Below are 21,732 nucleotides of genomic sequence, written 5' to 3'. Positions count from 1 at the left end.
CGCCCACCGTGATGCCGCTGGATGGATCAGGCCGGTCTCCGGGCTCATGAGCGGCGTTCGCCTGACTGCGCGCCTTCCCGCTTTGAGCAGTGGCATTCGACGCAGTTTTCACTCATTTACCGTTGCGGGGGCAGCGCCGGGATCGTGGTCGCTCTTCGCTCGAAGACAACCCTCACCGGCTTCCCTGTTTCACTCTGTCGACGCAGGTCACAGAGCACCTGAAACAAGCCGCGAAGGTTAGAGGGTTGGGGGTGGAGCGTCAATTAAAGAGGGGGCCGTCGGGCGAATAACTGCCGTCGATCAATTAACTGGCGCCAATCTTGTGCCATGCTCAGACAAGTGATATCAAAGAGCCATGCTTTTGTCGAAAAAGCCATCACAACAATAAGGATGATTACGATGCAAGGCATGATCATCAGCAATCCGCGCCTGGAATTCCTGCGCCCGGTGCTTGAACGCTGGTTTGACTGTATCGACCGCTACAACGCCGTGCGCGGCGACAGCGACACGCCCTACTGGCATGACGAGAAAGCCAATCTCGGCCTGCTCTCGGCGGCGGCATGGATGGCCGAGCTGGTGACGCTGGAACAGACGGCCACCCGCAAGCAAAACGAAGACGGTGAGCGCAATGCCCGTGCCGACCTGTTTCTCGCCGGCAGCGAAGACCGCGCATACATCCAGGCCACGCAACGCTGGCCGCGGGTCAACAACCTCAACCTGACCCAAGCCCTGCAGGAGATCACCAGCGACGCCAAACGCATCAGCTTTGCCAGCGACCTCAAACTCGGCTGCCTGTTTGTCGCCCCACAAAAAGCCCAGCACAGCGCCAGCCCCGAAGAACTGCAAGACATGGTCGACGACCTGCAAAAGGAACACACCTGCGCCGTCGCCTGGTATTTCCCTTACGCCTATCGCAAGCTGCGCAACGAAGCCGGCAACTATCACCCGGGCATTGCCGTGCTGTTCAAAGAGGCCCGCAGTTGAGCAGTTGAACCATCGGGCTTGCGCGCTCCTCTATGATTAGGAATGCATTCATAGGGAAGATCAGTAATGCGCAAGTCCCAGCTCGTTTTCGTCATCGCCCTCGCCGGAGGGCTCACCGCCTGCGGTGAATCCTCCAGCCTGCAAGTTTCCGACGGCACCGGCCCTTCACCGAAGCTGCCCGAACCCAACAAGACCCTGATCCCGACGGTGAATATTGCTCCGGCGGTCGGCTGGCCCGAGGGCGGCAAACCGACAGCAGCGGCAGGCACCCAGGTCGCCGCGTTCGCCGAAGGCCTCGATCATCCGCGCTGGCTCTACGTGTTGCCCAATGGTGATGTGCTGGTGGCCGAAACCAATGCCCCGCCGAAACCTGACGACAGCAGCGGCGTTCGTGGCTGGGTGATGAAGAAAGTCATGGGCAAGGCTGGCGCCGGCGTGCCGAGCCCGAATCGCATCACTTTGCTGCGCGATGCCGATCACGATGGCGTGGCCGAGACACGCACGGTGTTTCTGCAGAATCTCAACTCGCCGTTTGGCATGACCCTGGTCGGCAATGATCTGTATGTGGCGGATACCGATCGCCTGCTGCGCTTCCATTACGAAGCTGGCGCGACCGAGATCAAGTCGCAACCGATCAAAGTCACGGATCTGCCCGGCGGCACGCTGAATCACCATTGGACCAAGAACGTCATTGCCAGCAAGGACGGCAGCAAGCTGTACGTCACGGTCGGCTCGAACAGCAACGTCGGCGAAAACGGCCTGGATAAAGAGGAAGGTCGCGCCGCGATCTGGGAAGTGGATCGGGCGACCGGCAATCACCGGATTTTCGCCTCGGGCATTCGCAATCCCAACGGTCTGGCCTGGGAACCTACCAGCGGTGCGTTGTGGACGGCAGTCAACGAGCGTGACGAAATCGGCAGCGACCTGGTGCCGGACTACATCACTTCGGTCAAGGACGGCGCGTTTTACGGGTGGCCGTTCAGCTATTACGGGCAGCATGTTGATGTGCGGGTGAATCCGCAGAATCTCGATCTGGTGGCCAAGGCCATTGCTCCGGATTACGCGGTCGGCCCGCATACCGCGTCGCTGGGCCTGACCTTCGCCGAGGGCAATACGCTGCCGGCGCAGTTCAAGGAAGGTGCGTTCATTGGCCAGCACGGCTCTTGGAACCGCAAGCCGCACAGTGGCTATAAAGTGATTTTCGTGCCGTTTACCGGCGGCAAACCGAGCGGCACACCGGTGGATGTACTGACCGGTTTCCTCGACAAGGACGAGAACGCGCTTGGCCGCCCGGTAGGCGTGGTGATCGATCAGCAAGGCGGCTTGCTGGTGGCGGATGATGTGGGGAACAAGGTTTGGCGGGTTTCTTCAGCGAAGTAGAGTTCTAACCGCTGTACGCAATACCTGCGGGAGTGGGCTTGTGTGGCGAGGGGATTTATCCCCGATCGGCTGCGAAGCAGTCGCCAAACCATCACACTCGGTACAACGGGTGGACTGAGAGGGTGGTTTTGGGGCGGCTTCGCCACCCATCGGGGATAAATCCCCTCGCCACACAAGCCCGCTCCCATAAGGGTTCTTCAAAGAATTGAATTACGGGTTATGCGCCAGATGCTCAGGCTGCAACACCCGCTTCGCACTCAGATACGCCTTCTGCCAATACGCCTTCGAAAGGCTGTCGAGCTTCACCGTACCGCCAGTGGCCGGTGCATGCACAAAGCGCCCTTCCCCGACGTAAATCCCCGCATGGCTGACCTGCGAACCGCCATTGGTGGCGAAGAAGATCAGATCCCCCGTCTGCAAGCCTTCCTTACCGACATTCGGCGCCTGCATCACAATCAGTTCGCGAGTCGAGCGCGGCAGAGAGATACCCGCCGCATCACGGTAGACAAAACCTATGAGCCCGCTGCAATCAAACCCTGAATCCGGCGTGTTGCCACCCCAGCGATAAGGCGTGCCTACCAGGCCAAGCGCGCGGAACAACACGTCTTCAGCAGCGGGCGAGAAAGATTGCGAGGGGCCGAACACGACCGGAGCGCGAACTACAGGCGCAGGCGGCGGAGTACGACTGGCGCAGGCGCTGAGCAGCGCTGCGAAGAAGATCAATGCGAGGCGGGCCGACATGGTCATAAGCAGAACATCCTGATCTGGCTGCGGCTTTCTCTGCCGGATGGACAGAAAACAAAACCGCCTGCGCAGCACGCAGGCGGTTTGCCATCAATATAGATTCAGGATTCTAGCGGCTACGCGGCAAACTTCAAGTAAGACTTTAACTTCACCTTGTAAAGTCTAGGTCTACTCCGTTGCCGGGAAGCTTTGTTGTCGCCACGGACGTGGCGACAACCGGGGAATTACTTGCGCGCGGTGACCACGGTCGGGGCCATGGCGAGTGCACGCTTGGCTTCGATGAAGGTCTTGCTCCAGTAGCTGTCACCCAGGCTGTCGATGCGAACACCGCCGCTGCGACGACTGCTGGAATGGATGAACTGGTTGTCACCGAGGTAGATCCCGGCGTGGCTGACACGACCGCGACGACCGTTGGTGGCGAAGAACAGCAGATCGCCCGGCTCGAGGTTGCTACGCGATACCAGCGGCGCATCCACGTTGATCATTTCGCGAGTGGAGCGTGGCAGGTTCATGCCGGCCTCTTCGCGGAACAGATAGCCGATGAAACCGCTGCAATCGAAACCGGCTTCAGAGGTACCACCGAAACGGTAACGGGTACCGATCAGGGACATGCCGCGTTCGAGGATGCTGTCGGCCAGAACTGGAAGCTGGTAAGGCTTGTTGCCGTTGAAGTCCGACAGTTCTTTTTCGGTGTCCAGCTCTTCCTGGTAAATAACGGAAGACTGGGCAGTGGCAGAATTTTTAACCTGTTGTGGCTGCTCTTGAACTGGAGAATGAGCAGCGCAACCGTACAACAGGGTGACGAGTGCGAGAGGCACGAGGGGTGCGAAGCGCTTTAGCATGGGCACGACCGTGGCTGATAGTTGTAAAGAAGCCGAGACTATGCCCGCTATCGACCTCATTTGCAAATTCAATCGATCTTTTTGTGACTTCTCGGTTTCTCGTTTACATCTAAGCGCTTAAGCCCATTTGAACGAATACGCGACCTGCAATCGGTGCAGGAACGCGGATTTTCTGGCGCCTGAAATATGCCGAAACACGCTGAAAGCCGCAGAACCAAAGGGATGGCTACCAGCCGAGGGTTTCTTTGAGGAAGGGAATGGTGAGCTTGCGTTGCGCCTGCAACGAGGCCTGATCGAGCTGTTCAAGCAGGTCGAACAGCGCACTCATGCTGCGGGTGCCGCGAGTCAAAATAAAATGCCCGACTTCGTCAGTCAGGTGCAAACCACGACGCGATGCGCGCAATTGCAAAGCACGCAATTTGTCTTCATCGGAGAGTGGGCGCATCTGAAAGATCAGCGCCAGGGTCAGACGCGATTTCAGGTCAGCCAGTTTGACCGGCAGTTCACGCGGCGAGGTCGAGGCAGCAATCAGCAGGCGCCGACCGCTGTCACGTAGACGGTTGAACAGATGAAACATCGCCTCTTCCCAGTCCGCCTTGCCGGCAATTACCTGCAAGTCGTCCAGGCAGACCAGTTCGTACTGCTCAAGATTGTCGAGAATTTCGATACCGCGATCCATCAACTCGGCCAACGGCAGATACACCGCCGGCTCGCCCATCTGCTCGAAACGCAGACACGCGGCCTGCAACAGATGCGTACGCCCTACGCCGTGTTTGCCCCACAGGTAGATCAGGCTTTCTGTCCAGCCGGCGTCGGCTTCGCATAGGCGCTCGACATAGCCGAGTGCAGCGGCATTGGCGCCTGGGTAATAGTTGATGAAGGTGGCGTCGTCACGCAGACGCACACCTAGGGGCAGCTGAATCGGTTTCATGCTGACTGAACAGTTCCCAAGGAACCGTTAGTGGCCTCTGTGTAAAGTTTGCGAAGTTTATACCCGTGAAGCTGAGCGCACAATGCAACAGAGTCCAGCCAAATCAAAGGTTTGCGTTAACACACTGGTTTTATGACAGATTCTCTGACGCCAACACCTGCATGACACGGGCCAACCCGGCGATTTGCCGGGTGGCCGTCACTGCCACTACAACTCGGGCTCGTCCGCCCCGCTATAGATGTCGGAGTCCTTGTACAAGTCGTGTACGTGGCGCACCAGCACCATGATCACCGCCGCCACTGGCAACGCCAGCAGTACCCCGGTAAACCCGAACAACTCGCCACCGGCCAGAATCGCAAAGATCACCGCCACCGGGTGCAGACCAATGCGGTCGCCCACCAGCAAAGGCGTCAGCACCATGCCTTCCAACGCTTGGCCGACCATGAACACCGCAACAATCCCGATCATCGGGTAAAGATCACCGCCGAACTGGAACAACCCGGCAATCAGCGCCGCGCCGATGCCGATCACGAAGCCCATGTACGGCACGATCGCCGCTAGGCCCGCGATCAGGCCGATCAACAGCCCCAACTCGAGCCCGACGATCATCAGTCCCGCCGCGTAGATCACACCCAGCGCCACCATCACCAACAACTGACCGCGCACAAATGCCCCGAGCACTTCATGACATTCGCCCGCCAGCGACACGATGGTTGCTTCACGATCGCGCGGCAGCAGGCTGCGGATCTTGGCCATCATCACGTCCCAGTCGCGCAGCAGGTAAAAGCTCACCACCGGGATCAGTACCAGATTGGCCAGCCAGCCGATCAGCGCCAGGCTCGACGCCGTTGCCTGACTCAGCACCACACTGACAATGTCAGTGGTCTGACCCATGTGCTCGCTGATCGCCGCCTTGACCTTGTCGAACTTCCAGAAGCCATCCGACAGCCCGAGCTTCGCCTGCGCCCACGGCAACGCCGTGTGCTGCAACCAGTCGAGCATCTGCGGCGCCAGTTCGTACAAGCGCAGCAATTGTTTGGCGAGCATCGGCACCAGCACCAGCAACAGCGCCGTGACAATCAGGGTGAACAAGGCAAACACGGCGATCACGCCCCAGGTGCGCGACAGACCGAGGCGCTCCAGACGATCCACCAGCGGATCGAACAGATACGCCAGCAGCAACGCCACCAGAAACGGCGTGAGGATCGGATGCAACAACCATACAAACGCGCAAAGCAGGACTACCCCACCGAGCCAGAACCAACGCCGCGTATCGGCCATGTACCACTCCTGTTGCTTCTATATAAGGAAAGACTTACCAGCGAAACCGCAACGACGGTGCCGCCGGTGTCGGGGCCGGAGCCACAACGGGCGGAGCACCTGCTACTGCTGGCTGTGGCGCTGCAACTGGCACGGGCGCTTCGGCGGGCAGTTCCTGCAACTTTGCCAGCGACAACTGCGCACGCATCTGATCGGCACTGCCATTGACCCGATAGACGATGCGATCGCCATCGACACTTTGCAGACGCACGCCGAACGGTTCGAGTAACCGCAACAGCGTGGCGTAATGCTCAAGATTCATGCCCTGCACTTCCAGGGTCTGCTGCCCCGACGCCCCGGGCTTGGCAACAAAGCGTGGCGCCAGGCGCTCGGCCACCGCCAGCATCACCGCATCGGCCACGGCGGCCTGATCGGCGCCCTGCACACTGCCCGCTTCTTTTTGATCGCCCAGCCACAAGTGCCACTTGGCTTGCCACTGCCCGCCCTCCTCGCGGGCATGCACCGCCAGCAGGGCATCCGCGTTGTAGCGCTCCGAAGCCCCGCGCAACGGCGCCGGATCGCTTCCTTCCAAAGCAGGTGCCGTGGCAACCAGCTGCTCACTCAGATCGGCCAGCGGCAAACGCAGCGGCAAACCACGGTGCTGAGCAGCCGTACGCAACGGCGCGGCCGCGGCCTGCCCGTCACCGACCAGACTCGAACCTTCGGTGGAGTCGTTCAGCCACCAGCTCAGAATCGAAGGTCGACTGGCGCCCCACAAGGACAACCCGGCACGGCGCAGGGCCTGCTCGGTGGTCGCCGGATCGAAGTCGACCTTCAGCACCTCCGGCGGCCCGGCATCAAAACCGAACTGGCTGATGATCTGCTGCGGATCTTTGCGAATCGCCGCCAGCCCTGGATTCTGCGGGGCTTTTGGGTCGCCGGTCAGGCGCAGGACCAGCGTATCCAGCGCAGCCTGAGTCGCGCGATCACGTTCTTCCGGTGCCTGGCCGTGGACCGGCTCACGTACTTGATAGAGGCCTTTGAGGTTTTCGGCATGACTCGCCAGGCTGACCACAGACAAACAGCCCACAAACAACAATTTACAAAAACGCATGGAAAATTCCCGTCGACAGGAGCGGCTGGAACAGGCCGCGTGAACCGGTTGAGCAAGGCTGTGACCCTCGGCCGTTGCAAAACATTCACACGGCGGCGGTAAGTTTTTGCACAGTGATAACGATAGACGGTTAATTGCCACACCTTATACAGGCACCCGTACGCCTCAATTGCAAAAAATTTCCGCCGATATGGCCCTGCCCGTCGGTGCGAGGATGGCCGCTGCCCCTCAAGCCTGATAAAATCGCGCGCCTTCGCAGACCGGCAACAGCCGGGCACCTCGAAACTCGCGTGAGGCCATCGCCCCCTCGATTTCGATGTTCCCGCTGAACTCGGTCGTTACCCCTGAATCCCCTCCCCTAAAGGCCTGGATCATGAGCAAGCAACCCTCCCTGAGCTACAAGGACGCCGGTGTAGACATCGACGCCGGTGAAGCATTGGTCGAACGCATCAAGAGCGTCGCCAAGCGCACTGCGCGCCCGGAAGTCATGGGCGGCCTGGGCGGTTTCGGCGCCCTCTGCGAAATCCCGGCCGGCTACAAGCAGCCTGTACTGGTTTCCGGCACCGACGGCGTCGGCACCAAGCTGCGTCTGGCGCTGAACCTGAACAAGCACGACAGCATCGGTATCGACCTGGTTGCGATGTGCGTGAACGACCTCGTCGTTTGCGGCGCTGAGCCACTGTTCTTCCTCGACTACTACGCCACCGGCAAACTCAACGTCGACACCGCTGCTCAGGTTGTTACCGGCATCGGCGCTGGCTGCGAACTGTCCGGCTGCTCGCTGGTCGGCGGCGAAACCGCTGAAATGCCAGGCATGTACGAAGGCGAAGACTACGACCTGGCCGGTTTCTGCGTCGGCGTCGTGGAAAAAGCCGAAATCATCGACGGCTCGAAAGTCGCCACCGGTGACGCACTGATCGCGCTGCCATCGTCCGGCCCGCACTCCAACGGCTACTCGCTGATCCGCAAGATCATCGAAGTGTCCGGCGCCGACATCGAAACCATCCAGCTCGACGGCAAACCGCTGACCGACCTGCTGATGGCTCCGACCCGCATCTACGTGAAGCCGCTGCTCAAGCTGATCAAAGACACCGGCGCCGTCAAAGCCATGGCCCACATCACCGGTGGCGGCCTGCTCGACAACATCCCGCGCGTTCTGCCAAAAGGCGCTCAGGCCGTGGTTGACGTTGCCAGCTGGACTCGCCCGGCCGTCTTCGACTGGCTGCAAGAGCAAGGCAACGTTGACGAGACCGAAATGCACCGCGTCCTGAACTGCGGCGTCGGCATGGTCATCTGCGTGGCTCAGGAGCACGTTGAAGTCGCTCTGAACACCCTGCGTGACGCTGGCGAGCAGCCTTGGGTCATCGGTCAGATCGCTGTAGCTGCCGAAGGCGCTGCTCAGGTCGAACTGAAGAACCTTAAGGCTCATTAATGTCCGCAACCTGTGATGTCGTGGTGCTGTTGTCCGGCACCGGCAGTAACTTGCAGGCTTTGATCGACAGCACGCGGACCGGCGACAGCCCGGTTCGCATCGCTGCGGTGATTTCCAACCGTGCCGACGCCTACGGCCTGCAACGCGCCAGTGACGCGGGTATTGCCACCCGCTCGCTGGATCACAAGGCATTCGAAGGCCGTGAGGCCTTCGACGCTGCCTTGGTCGAACTGATCGACGAATTCAATCCGAAGCTCGTGGTGCTGGCCGGTTTCATGCGCATTCTCAGCGCTGATTTCGTTCGCCACTATCAGGGTCGCCTGCTCAATATCCATCCGTCGCTGCTGCCCAAATACAAAGGGTTACACACTCATCAGCGCGCGCTGGAGGCCGGCGATACGGAACACGGCTGCTCCGTACACTTCGTCACCGAGGAACTCGATGGCGGACCACTGGTCGTACAGGCAGTATTACCGGTAGAGTTGCACGACACGCCGCAGAGTCTGGCGCAGCGAGTGCATGTTCAGGAACACCTGATCTATCCGATGGCGGTACGCTGGTTTGCCGAAGGGCGACTGGCACTCGGTGAGCAAGGTGCTTTACTGGATGGCCAGTTACTCGCGGCCAGCGGCCACTTGATTCGACACTAGGAGATATTATGCGTCGCGCCCTGCTCTTCGCTTGCGCACTGCTCGCCCTGCCTTTTGCGCAGGCGGCAGACCTTCAACCGTTCTCCGCCAGCTACACCGCCGACTGGAAGCAGCTGCCCATGAGCGGCACTGCCGAACGCAGCCTGACCAAAGGTGCCAACGGCGTCTGGACGCTCAGTTTCAAGGCCTCGATGATGATCGCCAGCCTGACCGAACAAAGCACCCTGACCCTGGACAAGGACACCTTGCTGCCGCAGTCCTATCACTTCGAACGTGGCGGTCTGGGCAAAGCCAAGAAAGCTGATCTGGATTTCGACTGGAACAGCAAAATGGTCACCGGCACCGACCGTGGCGATGCGGTAAAAATCCCGCTGAACCGTGGCATGGTCGACAAGTCGACCTATCAACTGGCACTGCAACATGACGTGGCTGCCGGCAAGAAGACCATGAGCTATCAAGTGGTCGATGACGGCGAAGTCGATACCTACGACTTCCGCGTACTGGGCTCGGAAAAAGTCGAGACCAAGGCTGGCAAGATCGATGCGATCAAGGTCGAGCGCGTACGCGACCCGACACAAAGCAAGCGCATCACCGTCCTGTGGTTCGCCAAGGATTGGGATTACCTGCTGGTCCGCCTGCAACAGGTTGAAACCGACGGCAAGGAGTACAACATCATGCTCCAGGACGGTACGGTCAACGGCAAGGCTGTCAAAGGTAGCTGATCCGATGGATGTAAAAAGCCCCGCAGATGCGGGGCTTTTTATTGCCTGCGATTTCTGCAACGACACCAATACCCTGTGGGAGCGAGCCTGCTCGCGAAAGCGGAGTGCCAGTCACTGAAAAATTTGACCGAACGGACGCCTTCGCGAGCAGGCTCGCTCCCACAGGATTCAGTGCTTATTCAAACCGAGAATTTGGCCACCATGTTGTTCAAATCCACCGCCAACCGTGACAACTCCTGACTCGCCGCACTGGTCTGATTCGCCCCCGCCGACGTCTGCATGGCCAGATCGCGAATATTCATCAGATTGCGATCCACCTCCCGCGCCACCGCCGCCTGCTCCTCCGATGCACTGGCGATCACCAGATTGCGTTCATTGATCAGCGTGAACGCCGAAGCGATCTCCTCCAGCGCAGTCCCGGCAGCCTTGGCCAGTTCCAGCGTCGAGCGCGCCCGAACATTGCTCTGCTGCATCGAACTGACCGCCGAATCCGTGCCTTGCTGGATCCCGCCAATCATCTGCTCTATTTCCTGTGTCGATTGCTGCGTGCGATGCGCCAGTGCCCGCACTTCGTCCGCCACAACCGCAAACCCGCGCCCGGCATCACCAGCTCGCGCCGCCTCAATTGCCGCGTTCAGCGCCAGCAGGTTAGTCTGCTCGGCAATCGACCGAATCACGTCCAATACCTTGCTGATGCCATGAACCTTCTGTGCCAGGTCTTCCACCTGACTGGCATTGCTGGTCACATCCTCAGCCAGAAACTCAATCGACGACACCGTCTGCTGCACCTGCTCGCGACCGTGCTGGGCAATCCGATCGGACTCACGCGAGGCCTCGGAAGTCGCCACCGCGTTGCTGGCCACCTCCTCCACCGCTGCGGTCATCTGATTCACCGCCGTGGCCGCTTGCTCGATCTCCAGACTCTGTTGATGCAATCCGCGCGTGGCGTCTTCGGTGACGCAACTCAGCTCTTCCGAGGCCGAGGCCAACTGGCTAGAGGACTCCGAGATTTGCCGGATCGTGTCACGCAGATTATGCTGCATGCTTTTCAGCGCATGCAGCAGCCGCGCCGGTTCATCCTTGCCGGAGATCGTGATGTCGCCAGTCAGATCGCCGCCCGCTACCACTTCCGCGACACCCAACGATTGTGCCAGCGGCAGCACGATGCTGCGGGTCAACAGCAGCGCCAGCCCGATGGTGATCAGTGCAGTGACAGCGATCATGACACCGACCCACACCCGCGAATTGATGAAAACCAGTCGTGCAGCCTCGGTCGCGAGATTCGCATTGTGCTTATTGAGCTCAACCAGTTCACGAAGGGTGACCGCCATGTCGTCGGCCAATGGACTCATCTCGCCATTGAGAATCGCAGCAGCCTCCTCGACTCGATCCTGAGCAGACAACTGCATCACCTGCGCCTGGAACTCCAGATACTTGTGCTCGGCGACTTTGAAGCGATCAAACAGCTTGCGCTCCTCGGGCAACACGATCAGCACGTCATAACGCTGCTGGGCTTCACTCAGCACACCGCGCAGCTCGTTGAGCTTGGCGACATTCTGCTGCAGCGCCTGCGGATCACGATTGAGCAGCAGGCGCATGGTCAGTGCGCGCAGGCGCAGCATGTCCTGACTCATCTCGCCGACGGCCATCACGCTGGGCAGCCAGTTGTTATCGACCTCATCAGACTGTGCGCGCATGTTCGACATTTGCAGCAGGGCGAACGCGCCGAGGGCAAATACCATCAGGGCCAACAGGCCAAAACCCAGTCCGGCGCGCGGGGCAATATTGAGACTACGAATACTCATTGCTCTGGTTCCTTCCAAAAGCGCTGCATCAACCCTGCAGCTGGTTGCTGTAGAAGGTATCGGCCCGGCGAGAATTTGCGTAAGACGAAAAAGTGATATCAAAAGGCCTTAATACTTCGAACGCTCGGCATTAACGATTCAGCGCGGTTTTGCCGGACTTGAACTCCGTTCGCGGCAAGATCGCCAAAAAGTTATCTCGCGCCACTTTGCGGGCAACGTCTTCCGGCAATGCGTCGAGGAATGGCCTGAAGCTATGCATTTCCTGACCAAGTTTGTTGAAACGCCCTACGACGTCTGAACCGAGCATGAAGCGCTCCGAATATTTCTCCACCAGCGCCAGCCATTCCGGTCGCGGCTTGCCCTGTTCGTCCAGCAGATAGGGCGTGAGCATGCTCCACGACAAGTCGATAAACAGATTGGGGTAAGCCTCAAGCATGCGCGTGAGGGTGGGCAGGAGAAAATCCAGTTGCGTCTGGTGTCGATGAATCTCGGCGCTGGTACCGGCGTGGGCCCAGATGAACCGTGTGTGCGGGTGATTACGCAGCGGCTCCTCGACTTCCTTCAGGTACAGCGGATTCTTCTCACGCTTGGAGGTGATGTTGGAGTGCACCATCACCGGTAAATCGTTTTCCGCCGCCAGGTGATAAATCTTGGTCATGGCCTCATTGTTGGCGCGCGGCGTGTCACCGGAAGTCAGCGCCGTAAGATCGTCATGTCGGGTAAATACTTCGCCAATGCCCTGCCATAACCCCGGATACAGATCGAGCATGCGCTGAATGTGCGCGGCGGAGTTTTTGTCGTTGGGGTTGAAGCCGGAAAGGAATGGATGAAAGTACGGACGCTGCTCAGGTGTCAGTTTCTGTACGGCGTCGGCGACGATCACGTCGGTGGCGCTGTACCAATAGGCATCAGCATCATCGCCGGCGTAATAACGTGGGCGTTTGGGTTCGTCTTCGTGCCACTTCTTCGCTACAGGGATGCCGGAAATCATCACATGCTCGATGGAGTTTTCCTTCATCGCCGTCAGCAGTTTCGCCATGCCGGCGGTTTCCTGGAAAAAATCCACGAAGTGCAGGTGTGCATCGCTGTAGGTGTATTCGCGGGCGCTGGCAGTACCGGCGAACACCAGGAGGCAGGCGAGACTCAAACGAAACAAAGACACAATTAATCTCCGACAAGTAGGCATAGCCTAGACCCCGCCCTGATGACAAGGGTTCATCCCGCAGGAAAGTGGAACGCGTACCGGTGGGAATGCTCTATAACTGCAAGGTCTTTTTTGATCGAACGACTTTTTCCTACTGCTTGCGAGGTTCCCATGACCGTTACCGTCAATACCGTCTCCGCTGAAGGTTTTCGTCACACCGTACAGATTGATGACCACGAACTGTTTGCCGACGTACCGAAATCCGCCGGTGGCGAAGGCTCGGCACCTGAGCCGCACGACTACTTCGATGCCGCCCTCGGTGCCTGCAAAGCGCTGACCCTGAAGATGTACGCGAAGAAAAAAGACATCCCGTTGACCGGCGTCGGTGTTGAAGTGAAACGCGACAACAGTGAGGAGCAGAAAGGCAAATACGCCCTGCACGTCACCCTCACCCTCAAAGGCGTGCTGACCGATGCCCAGCGTGAAGAATTGCTGCGCGTCGCCGACCGCTGCCCGCTCCACAAGCTGATGACCACCAGCGAAGTGACCATCGAAACCCACGCCCCACAAGGCTTTGACAGCCAGTAATCACTACAGCGCCAGCGGCGGGTTATGCTTCTGGCATCACCCGCTCAGCCTGGAATGCACCATGGACACGCAACCTCTGATCATCCGCCCGCGCGCCGAAGACGTCGAAGGCCAGCCGATTCTGCGCCCGTTGCCGTCAGCCAAATGCCGTAGCGTCGGGCCTTTCGTGTTTTTTGATCACATGCTCGAAACCGTGTATCCGACCGGCAAAGGCATGAACATCCGACAGCACCCGCACATTGGTCTGTCGACCCTCACGTATCTGTTTGAAGGGCAGATCCAGCACAAGGACAGCCTCGGCTCCGATCAGGTGGTCAGCGCTGGCGATGTCAGCTGGATGACTGCCGGCAGCGCCATCGCTCATGTTGAACGCTCACCTGAGCCGCTGTGGGAGCAGAGCTTCACGATGCACGGCCTGCAAATCTGGCTGGCCTCGCCCAAGGATCACGAGCAGGGCCCCGGACATTACAGCCATCACCCGGCAGCGACCTTGCCGGTCAGCGATAACCTCGGCGTGCAGATTCGCATGATTGCCGGGTCAGGCTTTTGCCTGGAATCACCGGTGCCGGTGCTTTCTCCTACGCTGTATGCCGAAGTGAAGATGCAGACGGCGACCACGCTGCTGATTCCGACGGAGCATGAGGAACGGGCGGTATATGTATTGAGCGGTGATGCGCAGTTGAATGGCGAAACGATTGAGCCGTACGCGCTGGTGGTGTTGCCGTCCGGGGCAGAGATGAGCCTGTTTGCCGACAGCGATTTACATGCAGTGATATTCGGCGGCGCACCGCTGGACGGGCCTCGGCGGATCAACTGGAATTTTGTGGCGAGTGATCCGGCGGCAATTGATGAGGCGCGGCGCAAGTGGGCGGCCGGGGATTGGCCGACGGTGCCGGGGGAAGTTGAGCGGATTGAATTGCCTTAGTTCTGTGTCGCCTGTGAGTCAGTCATCGCTGGCAAGCCAGCTCCCACAGGTTTTCGCGTCGAGAAGATATTCTGCAAACGACTCGAAAACTGTGGGAGCTGGCTTGCCAGCGATGGGGCCCTGTCAGGCATCACAAAAGTGAGTGATGTCACCAGAATCAGCCCTTGAACACTTCATCCAGCAAATCATGCATCGACTTGAAAGCGCGCTTGGCAGTCTTCGCGTCGTACATCATCTTGCCCGGCACATTCGCATGCGGATCAGTGAACGAATGCACCGCACCGCCGTAGCTCAGCAACTGCCAATCGACGTTCGCTGCGTTCATCTCATCTTCAAACGCCGGCAACTGCTCTTTCGGCACCAACGGATCGGAAGCGCCGTGCAGCACCAGCACCGAGCCTTTGATGTTTTTCGCATCGGCCGGGTTCGGCGAATCCAGTGTGCCGTGGAACGACACCGCCGCTTTCACCGCCGCGCCAGTGCGCGCCAGATCCAGCGCACAGCAACCGCCAAAGCAGAAACCGAACACCGCCAGTTTCGAGGTATCGACTGCCGCCTCACCCTGCTTCTGCAACTGCTCGAAAGCCGCCTGCATACGCTTGCGCAGCAATGCGCGGTCATCCTTCAGCGGCATCATCGCCGCACCGGCCTGATCAGCGTTCTGCGGACGCACAGCCTGGCCGTAAACGTCAGCGATCAACACCACGTAACCCTTGGCCGCCACCGACTTGGCGATTTCTTCGGCACCGGCGCTGACACCCATCCAGTTCGGCGCCATCAACAGACCCGGGCGCGCGTCTTTATGTTCGGCGTCGAACGCCAGACGACCTTCATACGGCTGGCCATCAATCTGATAGACCACGGAACGTACAGTGACTTGGCTCATTTCTGACTCCTGATTCGTTAAACACCAGAATGAAAAAACCCGCCGAAGCGGGTTTTTCCTACAACGTGATCAAACCGACAGTTCAACCAGCAGCTTGTTCAGGCGGCGCACATAAGCGGCCGGATCTTTCAAGCTGTCGCCAGCCGCGAGGGCTGCCTGATCGAAGAGGATGTGCGACAGGTCGCCAAAACGCTCTTCGCTCTGCTCGCCATCGAGTTTCTCGATCAGCGGGTGGCTCGGGTTGAATTCGAAGATCGGCTTCGAATCCGGCACCTTCTGACCGCTGGCTTCGAGGATCTGACGCATTTGCAGACCCAGGTCCTGCTCGCCAATGGCCAGAATGGCCGGCGAATCGGTCAGACGATGGGAAACGCGCACTTCAGCCACGGAATCGCCCAGCGCGGTTTTCAGACGCTCGACCAGACCTTCTTTGGATTTCGCGACTTCTTCTGCGGCTTTCTTGTCCTCTTCCGAGTCCAGGTTGCCCAGATCGAGGTCACCGCGTGCCACGTCGACAAAAGTCTTGCCGTCAAACTCGCTGAGGTAGCTCATCAGCCACTCGTCGATGCGGTCGGTCAGCAGCAGCACTTCGATGCCTTTCTTGCGGAAGACTTCCAGGTGCGGGCTGTTCTTGACCTGCGCGTAGGTTTCGCCGGTGAGGTAGTAGATCTTGTCCTGACCTTCCTTGGCGCGTGCCAGGTAGTCGGCCAGACCGACGATCTGCTCGCCGTCGTCGCCATTGGTCGATGCGAAACGCAGCAGACCGGCGATTTTTTCCTTGTTGGCGAAATCTTCTGCCGGGCCTTCTTTCATGACCTGACCGAAGTTTTTCCAGAAGCCTTTGTATTGCTCAGGCTCGTTCTTCGCCAGTTTTTCCAGCATGTCCAACACACGCTTGGTCAGCGCGGTCTTCATCGAATCGATGATCGGGTCTTTCTGCAGGATCTCACGCGACACGTTCAGCGACAGGTCGTTGGAATCGACCACGCCTTTGATGAAGCGCAGGTACAGCGGCAGGAACGACTCAGCCTGATCCATCACGAAAACGCGCTGCACGTAGAGCTTCAGGCCTTTCGGCGCTTCACGCTGATACAGGTCGAACGGTGCACGGGCCGGCACGTAAAGCAGCGAGCTGTATTCGAGCTTGCCTTCGACTTTGTTGTGGCTCCAGGCCAGCGGGTTTTCAAAGTCGTGGGCGATGTGTTTGTAGAACTCCTGATATTCCTCGTCCTTCACTTCAGTGCGAGGGCGGGTCCACAGGGCGCTGGCGCGGTTGACGGTTTCCCATTCAACGGCCGGGGCTTCTTCGCCTTCGGCAGCAGCCGCTTCTTTCGGCAGCTCGATTGGCAAAGCGATGTGGTCGGAGTATTTCTTGATGATGTTGCGCAGACGCCAGCCATCAGCGAACTCGTCTTCAGCCGCTTTCAGGTGCAGAACGATGCGAGTACCGCGCTCAGGTTTTTCGATGGTGGCGACTTCGAATTCGCCCTCGCCTTTCGACGACCAGTGCACGCCTTCGCTGGCCGGGGTGCCGGCACGACGGCTGTACACGTCAACCTGGTCGGCAACGATGAACGCCGAGTAGAAGCCCACGCCGAACTGACCGATCAGGTGCGAATCTTTCTTCTGATCGCCCGAGAGATTCTTCATGAAATCGGCGGTGCCCGACTTGGCGATGGTCCCCAGGTGGGTGATCACATCGTCACGGTTCATGCCGATACCGTTGTCTTCGAGAGTGACGGTCTTGGCGTCCTTGTCGAAGCTCACACGGATTTTCAGATCTGCGCCACCTTCGAGCAACTCAGGCTTGGCCAGGGCTTCGAAGCGCAGCTTGTCGACAGCGTCAGAGGCGTTCGAGATCAATTCGCGAAGGAAGATTTCCTTGTTGGAATACAGCGAATGGATCATGAGGTGCAGCAGCTGCTTTACCTCGGTCTGGAAGCCCAGGGTTTCCTTTTGAGTTTCCACACTCATGGTCATCAAACTCCAATCAGATGGCAGTGGCCGTGACCCGAAATGGTCTACGGCGGGTTGTCATCTGAGTTTGGGGCAGTGTTCAGGATTTCAAGGGCTCTTCAATTTTGAAGTGCGCGCGGGCGGTGGCAATCGGTTCGCTTTCTGTGCTTTGCCAGGCCGTGACGGCAACGTTGGCCACCCGCCGCCCCTGGCGGCACACCTGACACTTGGCCCAGGTGTCGCGAAACTGCCCGGCGCGCAGGTAATCAAGGGAAAAGTCGATGATCTTCGGCACACCCGGCGCACCAGTGAAGATCAATAGATGCAACGCCGCTGCGAGCTCCATGAACCCGGCAATCACCCCACCGTGGATCGCTGGAAGTAAAGGGTTACCAATGTTGTCCTTGTTCGCCGGCAGCTTGAACAGCAGCTCGTCACCGACGCGTGAGCATTCGATGCCAATCAGCCCGGCATACGGGATCAGTTTCAGCAACGGCGCATAGTCTCCCTGCGCATGAGCCTGTAGCAGTTGTTCCTTGAGGTCGTTGCTCATTGGCCTCCCCTCTTGATGGCACCGCCGAAACCTTTTGTTCCTTTTATATTTTTGCCCATGCGCATGAAGGTGCCGACGACATGGGCAATCGGCTGCTCGGGATCATCCTGATAGGCGAAACCGCGAGCGAAGATCACATCGGTCGTGACCCGATAGCACTGGGCGAAGCCGTAGACATCCTTGTTGGGCTCGGCGGCGTGCATGTAATCGATGCGCAAGTCGAGGGTCGGGCAGACTTCGAATTCCGGCAGCACGCACAGGGTGGACATGCCGCAAGCAGTGTCCATCAACGAGGTGATCGCTCCGCCGTGAATGACACCAGTCTGCGGATTACCGACGATTTGCGGACTGTACGGCAGGATCACCGTCAGCCCCTCGCCTGAGGCGCTGTGCACCTTTAAACCCAACACCTGACAGTGACGCAACGCCGACAGAAATCGCGTCGCACGCTCAAAAACGGGGTTTTCGGCCATTTGATAATTACTCTCGTTAGAGCCTTTTGCCAGTAGTAAGGAATACAGCAAAAGTTCCGTGTAAAAACAAACTTATATATCTGAAAGAAATGAGGAACTTAACGTTGCGGGCAACGTTCTTAAGGCCAGTAGTTATTTTCCATAAGGAGAAACACCCCATGCGTAAGACTTTAGCTATTGCCTTGATGTTGACCGCTTCCCTCGGTCTCGCTGCCTGCGATAAAAAATCCGAGGACAAAGCTCAAGATGCCAACCAACATGCTGAGCAGGCTCAGCAAGACATGAACAAAGCTCAGGATAAAGTGAACGACGCAGCAAAAGAAAACGCCGAAGCTGCCAAAGCTCAGGCTGAATCGAATCAAGCTGCTCAAGAAGAAGCCGCCAAAAAGCAATAATTTGCTTTTCGGTGTAAAAAAGAAAACCCGCCAAGTGCGGGTTTTCTTTTGCCTGTCATTTGTCGCTAATGCCGCTTAGAGCAGCACAGTTCTAAAAGTCGGACTAATCATCAACAATAAAGAGCAAATCAGGCCCACCAGCCAGACCAGACTGCGCAGCTTTGGAATATCAGCCAGGTAGAACCACAAATAGAGGATCCTCGCGATCACAAAGATGATCGCCAAGGCATCGATCAACCATCCCTGGGTTTGCGTGGTATGCGCCATCAGCACACCGACTGCGAACAAGATGAATGCTTCGATACTGTTCTGGTGCGCCGCCAGCGCTCTGACCCCATAACCGCTGAGTTGCGCCTGCTGTTGGCGTGGCAGATGGTTGTTGTAGCCGCCCTGCTCTTTCATGGCCTTGCCCACCGGCAGGCGCGCGATATAGATCAACAGCGCACTGATAAACACACACCAGAACGGAATACTCATCAAACGACCTCTTTGTTTGCCTCGGGAATGGGCGCTTCTGTAGGGGTATAGACCATTACATCAAGAACGTCGGAATGAAACTCGCGGCGATACAACACCAGCACAACGCCAGCACTCATCAGCATGAACAGCCACGGGCTGACGAACCACGCCAGCATGGTCATGCCGAAATAATAGGAACGCAGACCAAAGTTGAACTGGTTGGCCGCCATCGAAATCACACGGGCCGCCCTTGACGCAAACGCCTTGCGCTCCTGCTCCGACACATGCCGTTCACCCACCATCGGCGCCGACCCGACTAGCACGGCGGCAAAGTTGTACTGGCGCATGCACCAACTGAACGTGAAGAACGCATAGACGAACACCAGCGCCAGGCACAGCAACTTGATCTCCGACATGCCCTGTGAGGCCTGCTGCACCATCGGGATGTCAGCCAGCAACGACACCGCCCGCTCGGAGGCACCGAGCACGGTGAGAATACCGGCAAGAATGATCAGGGTGCTGGACGCGAAGAACGAGGCGTTGCGCTCCAGATTGCCGATCACGCTGGCGTCGGCAATGCGGTTGTCGCGCAGCAACATGCGGCGCATCCAGTCTTCGCGGTAGAGATGCAACACGCTGGCCAGACACGCGGTGTCGCGAGCCTTCCAGCTGGCGTAGCGGGTGTAACCGCCCCAGCAGATGACAAACCAGAGTGCGGCGAGCAGGTGGATCAGGTTGGCGTGGATGAACGACATGCGGGTCCCTGTGATGAATGGAAGCTGTTCCAGGTAAAACCTGTGCAGTGCTTCGACGTTAGCTCAGGGAAAAAGACACTGCCTGACGCCCATAAAAAATGCCCCGTATCGATTGATACGGGGCATTTCTGTTTAAGCGTTGTAAACCCGCTTGTGGCGGATCACGAAGCTTTAAGCAATGGCTTCGCTACGCTTGCCCAGCAGACGATCGCAAACCACCGCGACCACCAGGGTCATCACGCACGGCACCAGCCATGCCAGGCCCTGCTCGCTCAGCGGCAAGTGGGACAGTTGCGAAGGCATCCAGTCAGCGAGACCGGCGCCCTTGAGTGCATCGATGGTGCCGAACAGGAAGGACACCAGCATTACCGGGCCGAGAATGCGGCCATGCTCATGCCAGAAGTCTTTGCAGAAGCTCAGTGCCACCAGCACGATGCATGGCGGATAGATCGCGGTGAGCACCGGGATCGAAAACGCAATCAGCTTGGTCAGGCCCAGGTTGGACACCAGCAGCGAGAACGCTGCCAGGATGATCACCAGCGTCTTGTAAGACAGCGGCACCACACCGCTGAAGTATTCGGCACAGGCGCAGGTCAGGCCAACCGCCGTCACCAGGCACGCCAGCGAGATCAGCACCGCGAGGAAACCGCTGCCCAGCGAACCGAAGGTGTGTTGCACATAAGCGTGCAATACCGCCGCGCCGTTGGTAGCACCGACCGCCACTTCGTGGCTACCGGACCCGAGGCGGAACAGGCTGACATACACCAGCGCCAGACCGACACCGGCAATCAACCCGGCGATGATCGCGTAACGGGTGATCAGCGCAGGCGACTCGACGCCACGGGAGCGGATCGCGTTAACGATGACGATACCGAACACCAGGGCGCCGAGGGTATCCATGGTCAGGTAACCATTGATGAAACCCTGGGAGAACGGTGCCGCCACGTATTCCGCTGTGCCTTGACCAATATCACCGGCCGGCAAGGCGAATGCCGCAATGCCCAGTACCGCCAGGGCGATGATTTTCAGCGGCGCGAGGAAGCGCCCCACGGTGTCCAGCAAACGGCCCGGGTAGAGCGAGATGAAGAACACCAGCAGGAAGTACACCGAGCTGTAGAGGAACAGCGCCAGCGGGCTTTCGCCGGTCAGCGGCGCCAGGCCCACTTCGAACGACACGGTCGCGGTACGCGGTGTCGCGAACAGCGGACCGACCGCCAGATAGCACGCGGCAGCCAGAATGCCGCCAGCGATCTTGCCGATCGGGCTGCTCAGCGCATCCATCGCCCCACCGACCTTGGCCAGTGCAACGACGGTGATCACCGGCAAGCCGACAGCGGTGATCAGGAAGCCGAGCGCCGCCATCCAGACGTGAGGTCCGGCCTGCAAACCGACGATAGGCGGGAAGATGATGTTACCGGCCCCGACGAACAGGGCAAATGTCATAAAACCAAGTGCCAGGATGTCCTGACCTTTCAAAACTTTCATTAAGGAAACCACACTCTGAATCGGAATTTAGGAGGGGATTTCCCTGTGGGGTTAGGGAAATGCTGTCGATCCGTATGGGATCAACCCGTTTAGCGCGTTGCATGCCTTGTGGGCGGCAGACGCAAAAATGGCTGCTAGCCTAACGAATTTGTCTGACAAACGCACTGTTTGGGGGCGAACTATCCGATACGCGACGTGTCTTTGTCGCGTTTACGTATCTATTTTTCCTACATGGAACTCTGTAGGTAG

General features: G+C 58.7%; 22 protein-coding genes and 1 riboswitch. Of the genes, 8 read left to right on the top strand and 14 right to left on the bottom strand.

Annotated features, from left to right (window positions below):
* Nucleotides 1-12 precede the first annotated feature (12 nt).
* A riboswitch (cobalamin riboswitch) is annotated at nt 13-237 on the bottom strand.
* Nucleotides 238-399: 162 nt separating this feature from the next.
* Together ACVVH8_RS08720 and ACVVH8_RS08715 are read left to right on the top strand one after the other, a co-directional pair.
* Entirely contained in the window at nt 400-984 is a 585-nt protein-coding gene (locus tag ACVVH8_RS08720) for a hypothetical protein (RefSeq protein WP_315448515.1), read from the top strand.
* 66 nt (nt 985-1,050) lie between these two features.
* Entirely contained in the window at nt 1,051-2,364 is a 1,314-nt protein-coding gene (locus ACVVH8_RS08715) for a PQQ-dependent sugar dehydrogenase (protein WP_475229511.1), read from the top strand.
* Between the two features lie 210 nt (nt 2,365-2,574).
* On the opposite strand, the gene ACVVH8_RS08710 is transcribed toward ACVVH8_RS08715, so the two are convergent.
* The 5 genes from ACVVH8_RS08710 to ACVVH8_RS08690 form a co-directional block, all read right to left on the bottom strand.
* A complete protein-coding gene (locus tag ACVVH8_RS08710; RefSeq protein ID WP_103306924.1) occupies nt 2,575-3,111 on the bottom strand; it encodes a C40 family peptidase in 537 nt (178 codons plus the stop codon).
* Between the two features lie 221 nt (nt 3,112-3,332).
* Nucleotides 3,333-3,950 (bottom strand): C40 family peptidase, encoded by a 618-nt coding sequence (locus ACVVH8_RS08705; protein ID WP_201239329.1) that lies wholly within the window; start codon nt 3,948-3,950, stop codon nt 3,333-3,335.
* 226 nt (nt 3,951-4,176) lie between these two features.
* Nucleotides 4,177-4,881, bottom strand: a complete 705-nt coding sequence (gene hda / locus ACVVH8_RS08700; protein WP_003223042.1) for a DnaA regulatory inactivator Hda — start codon at nt 4,879-4,881, stop codon at nt 4,177-4,179.
* A gap of 207 nt (nt 4,882-5,088) precedes the next feature.
* Complete coding sequence (locus ACVVH8_RS08695; protein WP_315448508.1) at nt 5,089-6,162, bottom strand: AI-2E family transporter; 1,074 nt, start codon at nt 6,160-6,162, stop codon at nt 5,089-5,091.
* 34 nt (nt 6,163-6,196) lie between these two features.
* Complete coding sequence (locus ACVVH8_RS08690) at nt 6,197-7,255, bottom strand: DUF2066 domain-containing protein (protein WP_475229508.1); 1,059 nt, start codon at nt 7,253-7,255, stop codon at nt 6,197-6,199.
* Nucleotides 7,256-7,628: 373 nt separating this feature from the next.
* Between ACVVH8_RS08690 and purM the strand changes: the two genes are divergently transcribed.
* Genes purM through ACVVH8_RS08675 form a run of 3 tightly spaced genes read left to right on the top strand, consistent with a single transcriptional unit; the run spans nt 7,629 to nt 10,059 of the window.
* Entirely contained in the window at nt 7,629-8,687 is a 1,059-nt protein-coding gene (gene purM, locus ACVVH8_RS08685; RefSeq protein ID WP_103306611.1) for a phosphoribosylformylglycinamidine cyclo-ligase, read from the top strand.
* A complete protein-coding gene (gene purN, locus ACVVH8_RS08680; RefSeq protein ID WP_103306610.1) occupies nt 8,687-9,337 on the top strand; it encodes a phosphoribosylglycinamide formyltransferase in 651 nt (216 codons plus the stop codon). Before purM ends, purN begins: the two co-directional genes overlap by 1 nt.
* 8 nt (nt 9,338-9,345) lie before the next feature.
* Nucleotides 9,346-10,059, top strand: coding sequence for a DUF3108 domain-containing protein (locus tag ACVVH8_RS08675; RefSeq protein WP_103306609.1), 714 nt, complete (start codon nt 9,346-9,348; stop codon nt 10,057-10,059).
* Between the two features lie 179 nt (nt 10,060-10,238).
* Here ACVVH8_RS08675 and ACVVH8_RS08670 read toward each other — a convergent pair whose 3' ends face one another.
* Nucleotides 10,239-11,864, bottom strand: coding sequence for a methyl-accepting chemotaxis protein (locus ACVVH8_RS08670; RefSeq protein WP_475229506.1), 1,626 nt, complete (start codon nt 11,862-11,864; stop codon nt 10,239-10,241).
* Nucleotides 11,865-11,994: 130 nt separating this feature from the next.
* Nucleotides 11,995-13,050 carry an amidohydrolase family protein gene (locus tag ACVVH8_RS08665; protein ID WP_475229503.1) on the bottom strand — a complete coding sequence of 352 codons (1,056 nt, stop codon included), beginning with the start codon at nt 13,048-13,050 and terminating at the stop codon, nt 11,995-11,997.
* Nucleotides 13,051-13,179: 129 nt separating this feature from the next.
* Here ACVVH8_RS08665 and ACVVH8_RS08660 point away from each other — a divergent pair, with 129 nt between their 5' ends.
* On the top strand, nt 13,180-13,596 hold the full coding sequence (locus tag ACVVH8_RS08660) for an OsmC family protein (RefSeq protein ID WP_475229500.1): 417 nt from the start codon (nt 13,180-13,182) through the stop codon (nt 13,594-13,596).
* 61 nt (nt 13,597-13,657) lie between these two features.
* The gene (locus tag ACVVH8_RS08655) at nt 13,658-14,521 is read left to right on the top strand and encodes a pirin family protein (protein ID WP_475229498.1); all 864 of its coding nucleotides are present in this window, start codon (nt 13,658-13,660) and stop codon (nt 14,519-14,521) included.
* A gap of 157 nt (nt 14,522-14,678) precedes the next feature.
* Here ACVVH8_RS08655 and ACVVH8_RS08650 read toward each other — a convergent pair whose 3' ends face one another.
* The 4 genes from ACVVH8_RS08650 to ACVVH8_RS08635 form a co-directional block, all read right to left on the bottom strand.
* Nucleotides 14,679-15,407, bottom strand: coding sequence for a dienelactone hydrolase family protein (locus ACVVH8_RS08650; protein ID WP_213027979.1), 729 nt, complete (start codon nt 15,405-15,407; stop codon nt 14,679-14,681).
* Between the two features lie 69 nt (nt 15,408-15,476).
* Nucleotides 15,477-17,381, bottom strand: coding sequence for a molecular chaperone HtpG (gene htpG / locus ACVVH8_RS08645; protein ID WP_026000821.1), 1,905 nt, complete (start codon nt 17,379-17,381; stop codon nt 15,477-15,479).
* Between the two features lie 82 nt (nt 17,382-17,463).
* Nucleotides 17,464-17,916: a PaaI family thioesterase gene (locus tag ACVVH8_RS08640; protein WP_103307277.1), complete on the bottom strand. Its 453-nt coding sequence runs from the start codon at nt 17,914-17,916 to the stop codon at nt 17,464-17,466.
* Nucleotides 17,913-18,389, bottom strand: coding sequence for a PaaI family thioesterase (locus tag ACVVH8_RS08635; RefSeq protein ID WP_103307278.1), 477 nt, complete (start codon nt 18,387-18,389; stop codon nt 17,913-17,915). The genes ACVVH8_RS08640 and ACVVH8_RS08635 overlap by 4 nt, the downstream gene beginning before the upstream one ends.
* A gap of 158 nt (nt 18,390-18,547) precedes the next feature.
* Between ACVVH8_RS08635 and ACVVH8_RS08630 the strand changes: the two genes are divergently transcribed.
* Nucleotides 18,548-18,784 carry a hypothetical protein gene (locus ACVVH8_RS08630; protein WP_007962865.1) on the top strand — a complete coding sequence of 79 codons (237 nt, stop codon included), beginning with the start codon at nt 18,548-18,550 and terminating at the stop codon, nt 18,782-18,784.
* 75 nt (nt 18,785-18,859) lie between these two features.
* Here the strand turns inward: ACVVH8_RS08630 and ACVVH8_RS08625 are convergent, their stop codons facing one another.
* From ACVVH8_RS08625 to brnQ, 3 genes are all read right to left on the bottom strand, one after another.
* Nucleotides 18,860-19,261 (bottom strand): MAPEG family protein, encoded by a 402-nt coding sequence (locus tag ACVVH8_RS08625; RefSeq protein ID WP_475229495.1) that lies wholly within the window; start codon nt 19,259-19,261, stop codon nt 18,860-18,862.
* Complete coding sequence (locus ACVVH8_RS08620; protein ID WP_103307280.1) at nt 19,261-19,998, bottom strand: DUF599 domain-containing protein; 738 nt, start codon at nt 19,996-19,998, stop codon at nt 19,261-19,263. The genes ACVVH8_RS08625 and ACVVH8_RS08620 overlap by 1 nt, the downstream gene beginning before the upstream one ends.
* Before the next feature lie 171 nt (nt 19,999-20,169).
* Nucleotides 20,170-21,483, bottom strand: a complete 1,314-nt coding sequence (brnQ, locus tag ACVVH8_RS08615; RefSeq protein WP_103307281.1) for a branched-chain amino acid transport system II carrier protein — start codon at nt 21,481-21,483, stop codon at nt 20,170-20,172.
* Nucleotides 21,484-21,732: the final 249 nt, after the last annotated feature.

The sequence above is a fragment of the Pseudomonas trutticola BRTCR10 genome (assembly GCF_056155105.1).
This window is presented reverse-complemented; position numbering and strand designations above follow the sequence as displayed.